Consider the following 12,625-nt stretch of genomic DNA (forward strand, 5'->3'; position numbering starts at 1 on the left):
GAGCGGTCGGCTCAGACGACCGTGAACGACCCGGTCATCGGCGGGTGCGGGTCGCACTTGAAGGTGTACTCCCCGGGCTCGAGGGTCACCTCCCACGTGGTCTCCTCGAGCTCCGGGACGGAGGTCGTCTCGTCGACCGACCCGCCCGTGAGGTGGAAGTTGTGCGTCTCGGCCGGGTCGGTGACCTGGATCGTGTAGTCACCGGCGGGCAGCTCGGTGACCTCGGCGCCGGACTCGTCCGTCAGCGTGATGACGAAGGCCTCCGGGTCCTCCTCGGTGCCGACCATGGCGGTCAGGACGGTGGACGCGCCCCCGGCGGCCTCCGTGGCCTCCTCCGTGGGCTCCGCGGCCTCCGACGCCTCGCCGGCGGCGTCGCCCGCCGCCTCCGACGCCTCGCCGGCCGCCTCGGACGCCTCGCCGGCGACGGACTCGGCGGTGTCCTCGGCAGACCCGCTGCAGGCGGCGGTGAACAGGGCGAGCGACGCGATGGCCGCCCCCAGGACTCGTCTCTTGATGAGCATGAGCAGACCTTCCGAAGAATGGTTGAGGCTGCAACCTTCGCCTTTGCGAGGACCGAAAAGCAAGCGTTTGTCCGACCGTGATCAGTCTGTGACCACGGCTGTGACTCCTCCCCGGGGCCGGTCCGGCGCGCCCAGGGCCACCAGCCTGCCGCTCGACGACCCGAGCAGCTGCCCGTCGGCGCTGGTCAGCACCACCTCCTGGGGCAGTCCGACCGACCACGTGCGCCGTCCGTCGGACAGCCCGAACGCGACGAGCTCGCCGCCGCCGCGACCGTCCGGCAGGCTCACCAGCACCGACCGCCCGTCCGTCATCAGCGGGCTCCCGGTCCGCGCGGGCAGCGCCGCGGACCACAGGACCTCGCCGGTCCGGCCGTCGCGCGCCAGCAGGGACCGCCTCTCCGCGCGCACGACGCGACCGTCCATCACCACCGGCAACCCGCCGGAGCCGGCCGGCACGGACCACCGCACGCGGCCGGAGGCGACGTCGAGCACCAGCAGGTCGAGCCCCTCGACGGAGAGCATCACCACGGACCCGGCCAGCGAGCCGTCGTCGGGCCGCACCGGGAGCGGGTACCCGGGGGCGCCGGCCTCCCGACCGGAGGCGAGCTCGACGACCCGGGTGCCCCAGCCGCCGTCGGACGTCGCCGCGGGGCGGGCGAGCAGCGTCCCGCCGCCCAGGACCTGCACCTGGCCGCCGGTGTCCAGGCTCGCGTCGCGGCGCCAGGAGTCGACGAGGGAGCCGTCCGAGGCCCGCAGCACCCGCACCGAGCCGCCGTCCACGGCGACGAGGTCGCCGGCCGCCTCGATCCGCACGGTCCGCTGCCGGAACTCGTCGGCCGGCAGGGCGTCCGGCCCGGTCCGGGACCACCGCCGGTGGCCGCTGCGCGGGTCGAGGCGCACGACGTGCGGGCGACCCTCCGGCGCCACCTCCGCCAGCAGGACGTCGTCGTCCACCGTGGCGAGGACGCCCGTGGGCAGGGTGGGCTCGTCCCGTCGGATGTCACCACTCACGGCGTCCACCACGACCAGCCGCGCGCGCGTCGGGTAGGTGCGGGTGCCCAGCGCGCTGGCCTCGGTGGTCGTCGTCTCGTCGACGACGACGCACACGACCACGGGCGTGCCGGGCGTCGAGCCGCCGTCGCCCCCGCCGTCGTCGGTGCTGTCGTCCGTGGCGTCGTCCGTGCCGGCGCCGGGCCCAGGGCGGTGCCGGCCGGGGACGACGCAGCTCGTCCAGCGCGCGTCGGCCCGGCCGGTCCCGACCGCGGTCCGCCACACGTCCTCACCGGTCGCCAACGCGAGCGCGACGACGTCGACGCCGCCGCCGCCCTCCCGCGCGACCGCTCCCACCAGGCGGTCGCCGACCAGGTGCAGGTCGTCGACGGGACGGTCCGCGGTCCCCCACAGCTCCGCGACCGGCCGCTCGAGCGAGCGCACCACCCCGGGGACCGCGGCGAGCTCGGACTCGCGCCGGGACTCGCGCCGGTCGGCCGCGACTCCACCGGCCAGGGCCACGGCAGCGACGACCGCCAGCACCGCGGCGCCACGGCGACCAGCACGGGTCCGGCGCCCGCCGGGCAGGTCCGAGGCCCAAGCCGGCGGCGTCCCGCGGGGCGCCCGACCGTCGGCCCGGGGTCCCGGCGGGTGGTCGTGGTCGGGCCCCGCGTCGACGAGCTCGACGTCCCGCATGTCCCGCATGTCCCCGCGGAGACGTGCCATGACCCGACCCTACGCACCGGCGCCGTCACCGTCCGGGGCACCGTCCGGGCCCGGGAGCCGGGGGCGACCCCGCGAGCGGCCCGGCACCCCGCGGGCACCTGGCCCGGCGCCGCTCGGGGGGCTCAGAACGGGTGCAGGATCCGCCGCAGGAACTGCCGGGTCCGCTCGTGCTCGGGATCGCGCAGCACCGCCTCGGGCGCCCCGCGCTCGAGCACCCGGCCGGCGTCGACGAACGCGACCTCGTGCGCGACCTCGCGGGCGAACTGCAGCTCGTGGGTGACGATGACCATGGTCCAGCCCTCCTCGGCGAGCTGCTTGATCAGCCCGAGCACCTCGCCCACCAGCTCCGGGTCCAGCGCCGACGTCGGCTCGTCGAACAGCAGCAGCCGAGGCCGCAGCGCGAGCGCGCGGACGATCCCGACACGCTGCTGCTGCCCGCCGGACAGCTCGAACGGGTAGGCGTCGCGCTTGGCCGCCAGCCCGACGCGGTCCAGCAGGGCCAGCGCCTCGGTCCGCACGTCGGCGGCGGGACGGCGCTGCACGACGACGGGGCCCTCCATGACGTTCTGCAGGACCGTCTTGTGCGGGAACAGGTTGTAGTGCTGGAACACCATCGCCGACCGGTCCCGCAGCGCCGCGAGCTCGCGCACCGACGGCGTCGTGCCGAAGTCCAGCCGCAGGTCACCGCCGACGTCGATGGTGCCGCCGTCCGGCGTCTCCAGGCCGTTGAGGCAGCGCAGCAGGGTGGTCTTGCCGGACCCGGACGCCCCGATGAGGGCGAGCACCTGGCCCCGGCTCACGGTGAGGTCGACCGACGCGAGCACCTGGTGGTCGCCGAAGCTCTTGCTCAGCCCCTGGACGGTCAGCAGCGGGGCGTGCGTGCCCCAGGTTGGGTCGGACGGCGTCGGGGGGACGCCGGGGGTGCCCGGGGCACCCGAGGTGCCGGGGGCGAGCGGGTCAGTGGGCGACATAGCGGTCCAATCGCGTCTCCAGGCGGCTCTGCAGCACCGACAGCCCGAGGCAGATGACCCAGTACACGAGCGCGGCCTCGAGGAACACGAGCATGAACTCGCCGTTGAAGGCGGCGATCTCCCGCGCGCGCTGGAACAGGTCCGTGACCAGGATCAACGACGCCAGGGAGGTGTCCTTGACGAGGCTGATGAACGTGTTCGACAGCGGCGGCACGGACACCCGGGCGGCCTGCGGCAGGATGATCCGCCGCAGCGCGACGTTGCGCGACATCCCGATCATGTACGCCGCCTCCCACTGCCCCTTGGGGACGGAGAGGATCGCGGCGCGGATGACCTCCGCCGCGTACCCGCCCACGTTGATCGAGAACGCCGCCACGGCGCTGGGCCAGGGGTCGATGACGACGCCGACGGACGGCAGGCCGTAGAAGATGACGAAGAGCTGGACGAGCAGCGGCGTCCCGCGCACCAGGGACACGTAGACGCGCGCCACCCCGGAGACCAGGCGCCGCCGCGACAGCCGCATGAGCGCTACGACCAGCGCGATCGCCAGCCCGACGACGAACGAGACGAGCGCGAGCGGGATCGTGCCGAGCAGCGCCCCCTGGACGATCGGCCACAGGGAGCTGACGAACTGCTCCCACGGGGTCTGGTTCATCCGGCCGTCACGCCCGCCGTCGTCCCCGTGGCCGCGCACGTCGCGCGGGCGTCGCCGCCCGCCGACGTGCCGGCACGCGGACGCGACAGGTCAGCGCGAGACATCCGCGCCGAAGTACTTCTCGGAGATCTCGGTCAGCGTGCCGTCGGCCGCGAGGGTCTCCAGCGCACCGTTGACGGCCTCGGCCAGCTCGGTGTCCTCCTTCGCGAAGGCGAACGCGGTGAGGGACTTCTCCTCGGTCTCGGCGGCGACCTTGAGGCTCGTCGAGCCGGACTCCTGCTGGTAGTCCAGGAACGTCAGCTTGTCGTTGACCGTGGCGTCGACGCGTCCCTGCTCGACGAGGGCGGCGGCCTGCGCCCAGCCCTCGACTGCCTCGATGTCCGCGCCGCTCTCCTCGGCCAGCGTGTACCAGTTGCTGGTGAGCGACTGGGCGGTGGTCTTGCCGTCCAGATCCGCGAACGAGCTGATCGACGTCTCGTCCTGCGGGACGACGATGACCCCGGTGGAGACCGTGTACGGCTCCGAGAACGTGTACTGCGCCTCCCGCTCGGGCGTGATGGACACCTGGTTGGCGATGAGGTCGAACCGGCCGGCCTCGAGCCCAGCGAAGATCGCGTCCCACTGCGTCTCCTGGAACTCCACCTCGACACCGAGCTCCTCGGCGACCGCGGTGACGACCTCGACGTCGTAGCCGGTCAGGTCGCCGGTGCCCTCGTCGTGGAAGGAGAACGGGCGGTAGGTCCCCTCGGTGGCGACCGTCAGCACGCCGGACTCGAGCGGTCCGCCCGCGCTGCTCCCGCCGCCGGCGGCGCCGGACTCGCCACCCGCGTCGGACCCGCCGCCGGACGAGCACGCCGCCAGCGAGAGGGCCAGCAGGGAGGTCAGGGCGAGCGAGGCGGTACGGGCGGTACGGGTGGTCATCGTGGGTCCTTCGGTGCGGAGCGGTCGGGGCCGCCGCGCGGTGCGGGGCGACGGCAGGCGGCGTCCGGCACCGCGGGAGCGGTGGTCTAGCGGGTGAGGCACGGACACGCGGTCCGTACCCGGTGGGCCAACACACGGGCACGTCCCGGTGTTCCGGACCCCGTCCCCCGGTGCGCCGCGGGCTCACGCACGACGTTCGGCCGGGTGGCCGCGGTGCGGGGGCGGGGCGAGGACATGGGTCGATTGCACCACCGGGTGCTCCGGTGCGCCCGCGGGGGGCGTGCGCGGGCGCCGTCGCCCGGCCGGTGTGGTGGAGGTCGGTCCTCGCCGCGGGCCGCAGTCATGGTCGCGGTCATGGCCGCAGGCCGCGGTCACGGCCGCAGGCCGCGGTCACGGCCGCAGGCCGCGGTCATGGCCGCAGGCCGCGGTCATGGCCGCAGGCCAGGCGCCCCGGGCGGGGCCGGGAGCGGGACCGCGCCGGTCCCGGGGTCGTCGACGAGCCGGAGGCGGTCGCCGGGGCGGACCTGGGCGAGGAGGTCCAGGTCCGCGTCACGGACCACGGCCACCACCGGGTACCCGCCGGTCACGGGGTGGTCGGCGAGGAACAGGACGGGCAGCCCCGACGGCGGGACCTGCACCGCCCCGGCGACCATCCCCTCGCTGGGCAGCTCGCCGGCTGCCGTGCGCTCGAGCGGCTCCCCCGCCAGGCGCAGGCCCACGCGGTTGGACTCGGCGGTCACCGTCCAGTCCTGCGTCAGCAGGAGCCGCAGGGCCGGTGCGGTGAGGTGGTCGGACCGGGGTCCCACGTGCACCCGGACGCGCACGACGTCACCGGGGGCCGGCGACGGCGGGTCCCCCCACGCGGCGACGGCGTCCGGGGGTGGTGGCAGCACGCCGACGACGTCGCCAGGCGCGAGCGGCGGCGGGCCCAGGCCCGAGAGGACGTCGGTCGACCGGCTGCCGAGCACGGGCGCCGCGCCCAGCCCGCCGCGGACCGCGACGTACGAGCGCAGCCCCGTGGCGGGTGGCTCGAGGACGAGGGTCCGGCCGTCGTGCAGAGCGAACGGCGTGGCGTGCGCGGGCCGGTCGCGGGCGGTGCCGTCCGGCGTGCGGACGACGGCCGGGGCCGGGGCGCCGGTCACGGCCAGGACGAGGTCCCCGTGCGCGCGCAGCTCCAGGCCGCCCAGCACGCACTCGACCACCGCGGCGGTCCGCGGGTTGCCGACGAGGCGGTTGGCGCGGACGGCGGCGCCGCGGTCGACCGCGCCGGACACCCCGACCCCGAGCGCCCGGTGGCGGGGCCGCCCCAGGTCCTCGACGAGCGCCTGCGGTCCGGGCCGGAGCACCTCGACCGCGCGCAGGGAGGCGGGGGTGTGGGCGGCGCGGTCGGGCGGGGCGGCGGGAACGGCGAGGACGGCGGTGGGCGGGACGGCGGGGGTGGACGGGTCGGCAGGAACGGCGGTGGACGGGACGGCGGGGGTGGGCGGGTCGGCGCGACCCGCCGCCGGTGTCGCGGCTCGCGCCTGCGCCCGGACGGCGCGGAACCGCACCCGGGTGCCGGCGTGCAGCAGCGCCGGGTCGTCGGCGCGGGCCCCGTCCCACAGCACCGCCGACGTCCGGCCGATCAGCCTCCAGCCGCCCGGCGACGCCCGGGGGTACACCGCCGAGTACGGGCCGGCGAGCGCCACCGCGCCGGCCGGAACCGTCGTGCGCGGGGTGGCACGGCGCGGCACGTCGGTCGGGGCACCGTCGGGCTCGTCGCGGACGAGGTAGGCGAAGCCGGGGGCGAACCCGAGGAACGCCGCCGTCCACGGGGTGCCCGTGTGCCACCGCACGACGGCGTCCGGCGAGCCGCCGCGCACACCTGCGACGTCCGCGAGGTCGTCGCCGTCGTAGACGACGTCCAGGACGACCTCCCGCTGCCGGACCGAGGCGGGCTCGGCGGTCGCCGCCGTCGCGAGCGCCTCGGCGAGCACCGGGGCGGCGCCCGGGTCCGTCAGCAGGACGAGGAGCGTCCGCGCCGCGGGGACCACCTCGCCCTGCCCGGGCAGCGGCCGGGCGGTCAGCGCCGCGTGCAGGCCGTGCACCTCCGCGAGGTCGGCGCAGTCCACGAGCAGCGCCCGGTCGCCCATCGGCCGCACCACCCGGCGGTCGCTCACACGAAGCCCGCCACGCGCACACCGGCGTCCGCCAGCGCCGCGCGCACCGCCGTGGCGATCGCCACCGCGCCCGGGGTGTCGCCGTGCACGCACACGCTCTCGACGTCCACGGCGACCGGCGTCCCGTCGACCGCGGTCACCGAGTGCTCGACCACCATCCCCACCACCCGGGCGGCGACCGCCACCGGGTCGTGCAGGACGGCACCGGGCCGGGTGCGCGGGACGAGGGTGCCGTCCGGCAGGTACGCGCGGTCGGCGAAGGCCTCGGTGACGACCCGCAGCCCCGCCGCCCGCGCCTGCGCCGCGACGGCGCTGCCGGGCAGCGCGACGAGGGGCAGCGAGTCGTCGACCGCGACGACCGCGCGCACCACCGCACGCGCCTGCTCCACGTGCCCGACGATCGCGTTGTAGAGCGCCCCGTGCGGCTTGACGTACGCCACCTCCGTCCCCGCCGCGCGGGCCAGCGCCTGCAGCGCGCCGACCTGGTAGACGACGTCGTCGGTGAGCTCGGCGGGCGCGACGTCGAGGAACCGCCGTCCGAAGCCGGCGAGGTCCCGGTAGCCGACGTGGGCGCCCACGCGGACGCCGGCGCGTGCCGCCGCCGCGCACGTGCGCCGGATCGTGCTCGGGTCGCCGGCGTGGAAGCCGCACGCCACGTTGGCGCTGGAGACGAGGTCGATGACCGCCTCGTCGTCCCCGAGCGTCCACGCGCCGAAGGACTCCCCCACGTCGCTGTTCAGGTCGATCTGCACGGGGCGAGCCTGTCGTGGACGGGCGTCGGGTGCCAGCGCCGGCGCGCTGCTCCCTCGCCGGTCCGCTGTCCGGCTCCGCCGGTCCGCTGTCCGGCTCCGCCGGTCCGCCCGCCGTCCTGCCGTCGGGCCGCTGTCGGAGGCCCGGGATAGTGTCGGCCGCGCCGCCGGACCCAGGTGAGGACGACCGTTGGACCACGTCGAGCTCTTCCTCCTGGCCACCGGCGCGCTGGCCGTCACCGCCGTCTGCCGGCGCTGGGGACTGCCCGTCCCGCTGGTCCTGGTCGCCGTCGGGCTGCTCGTGTCGTTCGTCCCGGGCGTCCCGCGCTACGAGGTCGACCCCGAGCTGCTGCTCGAGTTCGTGCTGCCGCCGCTGCTGTACTCCTCGGCGCTGTCGAGCTCGTACCAGGACTTCCGCGCGTCGCTGCGTCCCATCGCCCGGCTGGGCGTGCTGCTCGTGCTGGTCAGCGCCGTGGCGGTGGCCGTGGTGGCGTGGCTGCTGGTTCCGGACCTGCCGTTCGCGGCCGCACTCGTCCTCGGTGCCGTCGTGGCGCCGCCCGACGCCGTCGCCGCGGCCGCCGTCGGCCGCCGCCTGGGCCTGCCACGGCGCGTGATGACGCTGCTGAGCGGCGAGAGCCTCATCAACGACGCGACGTCGCTGACCCTCTACAAGGTCGCGCTGGCGGGCGTGGCGACCGGTGCGTGGTCCCTTGGCGCGGGCCTGCGGACGTTCGGTCTCGCGGTCGTGGTGGGCGTCGGCCTGGGCTTCGTGGTCGGCGTCGTCGTGCACCGGGTCCGGCTGCGCCTGGACGACGCCGTCGTCGCCTCGGCGGTCGGCCTGCTCACCCCGTTCGCGGCGTTCTGGGCGGCCGAGGCCGTGCAGGGCTCCGGGGTGCTGGCGGTGGTGACCGCGGGCCTGTACCTCGGGCACACGTCCCTGGAGACGGGGTACTCCACGCGGCTGTACCAGGGGCCGCTGTGGTCGACCGTCGACCTGCTGCTCGAGGGGTTCACGTTCGCCCTCATCGGCATCCAGCTGCAGTGGGTGCTCGCCGACGTCCGCGAGTCCGGCGCGGGACTCGCCGCGTCGCTCGGTGTCGCGCTGGCCGTGCTCGCGACCGCGGTCCTGGTCCGGCCGCTGTACCTGTTCGCGACGGCGCCGCTGCGCGCGCGGGCGTCCACGGGCCCGCCCGGCTGGGGTTCCGTGGTGCGGGACACCACGGTGCTGTCGTGGGCGGGCATGCGCGGTGTGGTGACCCTCGCGGCAGCCGCGGCGATCCCGGCGACGACCGGCGGGGAGGACTTCCCGGCCCGCTCGGTGCTCCAGTTCACCGCGTACGTGGTGGCGATCGGCACGCTGCTGCTGCAGGGCACCACGCTGCCGTGGGTCATCCGGCGCATGGGCGTGGGGTCCGACGACGACGAGATCCGTGACGCCCGCCAGGAGGCGCAGGTGCGAATCCTCCTCGGGCGGGCGGCCGCCGACGTGGTCCACGCCCGGGAGGAGCGGTGGGCGCGGGACATCGGGCCGGAGGCTGCCGGGAAGGCGGTCCGCGGCATCACGTCGGCGCTGTCGCGTGCGGAGGAGGCCGCGGCCGTCGTCCTGGACCCGAGCCGGGCCGGGGACGACCCCGCCCACCCGTCCCCCGAGCGCGGGCGCCGGCTGCAGGAGCTGCGCCGGGAGATGGTCGCCACCCAGCGCGACGTCCTGCGCCGGCAGCGCGACGCCGGCGAGCTGGACGAGACGGTGATGCGCCGGGTCCTGCGCGAGCTGGACCTGGAGGACGAGGCGGTGGCCAGCTCGTGGTTGACGAGCCGGCGACGCACCCGCCGGGCGGAGCCGGACGCCGGAGAGCGTGTCGGGAGCGAACCGGGCGGGAGCGAGCCGGGGCAGGGCCAGTCGGACCCGGGCGAGCCGGGTCAGGGCGAGCCGGCTCAGGGTGAGCCGGCTCAGGGCGAGCCGGAGGGTGGCCGGCAGGAGCCGGACGCCGGGGAGCGCGGTGCGGCCGCGGACGGCGGGCGGGGGTAGCCGGCGCGGGGCGGGGCGGCTCGGGGTCACGGTCGCCCATCGCGGACGCCGGCTCGCGGACGGCGGCGCACGCGAGGCGCGCATGGACGGGGGTGCGACGCACGCGAGGGCGCGCATGGACAGGGGTGCCGCGCACGGCGCCGTCGTGCCTAGCCTGGGCGGCGTGAATCGCGGGTGGAGAGATCGATCACGGCCGCGGGCGCGGACCGTGCTGCACGGTCAGCTGTCCGAGCCGCTGCGGCGGTTCCTCGGGACGGAGTCGGCCGGCGCCGCCCTGCTGCTGACGGCCACCGTGGTGGCGGTCGTCTGGGCCAACTCCCCGTGGTCCGCGGCGTACGTCGCGCTGTGGGAGACGCCGGTGTCGCTCAGTGCCGGCGACGCCGGGATGACGATGGACCTGGGCCACTGGGTCAACGACGCGCTGATGACGATCTTCTTCTTCGTCATCGGGCTCGAGGTGCGCCGCGAGCTGTCCCTCGGTGAGCTCACCGACCGCCGTCGCATCGTCGTGCCGCTCGTGGCGGGGGCGGCCGGACTGGTCGTGCCCGCGCTGCTGTACCTGGCCGTCAACCCGAGCGGCGAGGCGGCCCGGGGGTGGGGCGTCGTCATCGGCAGCGACACCGCGTTCCTGCTCGGGGCGCTCGCGGTCGTCGGTCCCCGGCTGTCGACGCAGCTGCGCCTGTTCCTGCTGACCATGACGGTGATCGACGACATCCTCGCGGTCAGCGTCATCGGGCTCGTGTACTCCGACGACCTGGACCTCGGCGCGATCGGGCTCGCGCTGCTGTGCCTCGTCGCGCTGGCTGCCCTGGCGCGCCGGGGCGTGTGGCAGACCTCGCCGTACGTCGTGCTCGTCGTCCTGCTGTGGCTCGCGACCGTGCGGTCCGGGCTGCACCCGTCCATCGCCGGGATGGTCGCCGGGCTCCTGGTGCCCGCCACCGCGCCCCGGCGCGACGTCGTCGAGGGTGCGGCCACGCTGGTGCGGGCGTTCCGCCAGTCCCCCATGCCGTCCGTCGGCCGGACCGCGCAGCGCGGCATCGTGCGGGCGATCTCGGTGAACGAGCGGCTGCAGAGCGTCCTGCACCCGTGGGCGAGCTACGTCGTGGTGCCGGTGTTCGCGCTCGCGAACGCCGGCGTCGACCTGCGCGGCGGGATGCTGGGCGACGCGCTGCGCTCCCCCGTGACCTGGGGCGTGGTCCTCGGGCTCGTGGTCGGCAAGACCGTCGGGATCACGGCCGGTGCGCTGGGAGCAGTCCGCCTGGGGCTGGGCCGGCTGCCGCAGGGGGTCGGTCACGGGCAGGTCGCCGGTGGTGCCGCGCTGTCCGGCATCGGCTTCACGGTGTCGCTGCTCATCACCGCGCTCGCCTTCGACGACGAGCGGCTGCGCGACGAGGCGACGGTCGGGGTGCTGCTCGCGGCGGTGCTCGCCACGGGGCTCGGCTGGCTGGTGTTCCGGCTCGCCGCGGTGCTCCTCGGCGAGCGGACCGCGGAGCTCCCCCGGCACCTGGTCGCCCCGGTGGACCCCGAGCGGGACCACATCCGCGGTCCCGGGACCGCGCCGCTGACGCTCGTGGAGTACCTGGACTTCGAGTGCCCGTTCTGCGCGAGGGCGACCGGGGTGGGGCGCGAGCTGCGCGAGCACTTCGGCGACCGGCTGCGGTACGTCGTCCGGCACCTGCCCCTGCCGGACGTGCACCCCAACGCCGAGCGTGCGGCCATGGCGGCCGAGGCCGCCGGGCGGCAGGGGCAGTTCTGGGCCATGCACGACCTGCTGTTCACCCGCCAGGACCGGCTGCACCCGGAGGCGCTGGTGGAGTACGCCGCGGAGCTCGGGCTGCAGGTCGACCGCTTCGTGGAGGACCTGTCCGACGGCGGCCTCGCGGCCCGCATCCGCGAGGACGTCGCCGGCGCCGAGGCGAGCGGGGCCCGCAGCACCCCGACGTTCTTCGTGGTGGACCGCCGCCACAGCGGTCCCTACGACGCCGCGACGCTCATCCGGGAGCTGGAGCAGGTCGCGGGGACCGTCCAGGCCGACCCGGCGCCGGTCGCCGAGCCGCGGTGACGGGGGCCGGGGGGCCGCCTGTCCGGATCCGCGCCGGCTTCGTCGCCGAGTACCGCGGGCGCGAGTACGCGTGCGTGCCGATCCCGCCGGCGGACCCTCGGTCCGGTGAGGGGCCGGGCCCGGATGCCGGGAAGCTGCACCTGCGCGCGTCCGGCGCGGAGCCGTGCCCCGAGGGGTTCGAGGAGGACCGCTGGCTCGAGTGGTCCGCGTTCGTGCGCCGGGACGAGGTGACCCGGCTGGTGTTCGTGCACACCACAGCGGTGTGGACAGGGCCGGCTGCGGTGTCTGCGGTGGCCTCCCGCCCCGGCGCCGGGCGAGGGGGCCGCGTGGTCGTCCGCGCCGTCCAGGACGGCGGTGAGGCCGTGATCGACCGGGGTCCGTGGCCGCCCGGGGACGTCGTGGCCGCCCACGAGGGCGACCGGTCGGCGTGGGAGATGTGGGTGCCGGTGAGCTCGCTGGTCGACGTGGTCGAGGAGACGATCGAGGTCCCGCTCTGAGGTGAGGTGGGCGCGTAGGCGCACTCCGCACTGCCCTCGGCCTAGGGCATGCTGGGAAGACCTCTCCACCTTTGGACCGGGTTCTGCGACGCGCCCGAAGCCGCCTCCACCACATTCGGCGACACCCACAGGCCGGGGAGGCGAGACCTCGTCCACAGCCATTCTTCTGCATCATGGGCATGTCAGTGGCAGTCCATAGCATTGGGCGTAGGAAAAGGGTCGCACCAAGGCGTCGGCCCGGGTTCGCAGCAGGGATGAGGTGACTGCCGTGGCTGACGACATCCCGCCCGCGGGCACCTCTACGAGCATGGGCGCCGCCGACCTGGCGCGGGCGCCGGGGCGCCT

10 protein-coding genes are annotated in these 12,625 nt (G+C 76.0%); 3 read left to right on the plus strand and 7 right to left on the minus strand.

Translation table 11 applies throughout. The annotated features are described in order from the left end of the window. Positions 1-11: 11 nt before the first annotated feature. From CAE01nite_RS15090 to CAE01nite_RS15120, 7 genes are all read right to left on the minus strand, one after another. Positions 12-521, minus strand: coding sequence for a cupredoxin domain-containing protein (locus tag CAE01nite_RS15090; RefSeq protein WP_146906205.1), 510 nt, complete (start codon positions 519-521; stop codon positions 12-14). Between the two features lie 81 nt (positions 522-602). Further along, complete coding sequence (locus tag CAE01nite_RS15095; RefSeq protein ID WP_146906207.1) at positions 603-2,237, minus strand: outer membrane protein assembly factor BamB family protein; 1,635 nt, start codon at positions 2,235-2,237, stop codon at positions 603-605. A 122-nt stretch (positions 2,238-2,359) separates the two neighbouring features. After that, positions 2,360-3,208 carry an amino acid ABC transporter ATP-binding protein gene (locus tag CAE01nite_RS15100; protein WP_146906209.1) on the minus strand — a complete coding sequence of 283 codons (849 nt, stop codon included), beginning with the start codon at positions 3,206-3,208 and terminating at the stop codon, positions 2,360-2,362. Beyond that, positions 3,195-3,863 carry an amino acid ABC transporter permease gene (locus CAE01nite_RS15105; protein ID WP_146906211.1) on the minus strand — a complete coding sequence of 223 codons (669 nt, stop codon included), beginning with the start codon at positions 3,861-3,863 and terminating at the stop codon, positions 3,195-3,197. The genes CAE01nite_RS15100 and CAE01nite_RS15105 overlap by 14 nt, the downstream gene beginning before the upstream one ends. Before the next feature lie 90 nt (positions 3,864-3,953). Beyond that, positions 3,954-4,784 carry an amino acid ABC transporter substrate-binding protein gene (locus tag CAE01nite_RS15110; protein WP_146906213.1) on the minus strand — a complete coding sequence of 277 codons (831 nt, stop codon included), beginning with the start codon at positions 4,782-4,784 and terminating at the stop codon, positions 3,954-3,956. Positions 4,785-5,212: 428 nt separating this feature from the next. Then, on the minus strand, positions 5,213-6,916 hold the full coding sequence (locus CAE01nite_RS15115; RefSeq protein WP_146906215.1) for a 5-oxoprolinase subunit B/C family protein: 1,704 nt from the start codon (positions 6,914-6,916) through the stop codon (positions 5,213-5,215). Positions 6,917-6,939: 23 nt separating this feature from the next. Further along, positions 6,940-7,695 (minus strand): LamB/YcsF family protein, encoded by a 756-nt coding sequence (locus CAE01nite_RS15120; protein ID WP_146906217.1) that lies wholly within the window; start codon positions 7,693-7,695, stop codon positions 6,940-6,942. 187 nt (positions 7,696-7,882) lie between these two features. Here CAE01nite_RS15120 and CAE01nite_RS15125 point away from each other — a divergent pair, with 187 nt between their 5' ends. From CAE01nite_RS15125 to CAE01nite_RS18260, 3 genes are all read left to right on the plus strand, one after another. Further along, the gene (locus CAE01nite_RS15125) at positions 7,883-9,721 is read left to right on the plus strand and encodes a cation:proton antiporter (RefSeq protein ID WP_146906219.1); all 1,839 of its coding nucleotides are present in this window, start codon (positions 7,883-7,885) and stop codon (positions 9,719-9,721) included. Positions 9,722-9,929: 208 nt separating this feature from the next. Then, positions 9,930-11,783 carry a Na+/H+ antiporter NhaA gene (nhaA, locus tag CAE01nite_RS15130; protein WP_246131242.1) on the plus strand — a complete coding sequence of 618 codons (1,854 nt, stop codon included), beginning with the start codon at positions 9,930-9,932 and terminating at the stop codon, positions 11,781-11,783. Then, on the plus strand, positions 11,780-12,280 hold the full coding sequence (locus CAE01nite_RS18260) for a hypothetical protein (protein WP_186816612.1): 501 nt from the start codon (positions 11,780-11,782) through the stop codon (positions 12,278-12,280). The genes nhaA and CAE01nite_RS18260 overlap by 4 nt, the downstream gene beginning before the upstream one ends. Positions 12,281-12,625 lie beyond the last annotated feature (345 nt).

Origin of the sequence: Cellulomonas aerilata (assembly GCF_007991755.1) — a bacterium.
GTDB lineage: Bacteria > Actinomycetota > Actinomycetes > Actinomycetales > Cellulomonadaceae > Pengzhenrongella > Pengzhenrongella aerilata.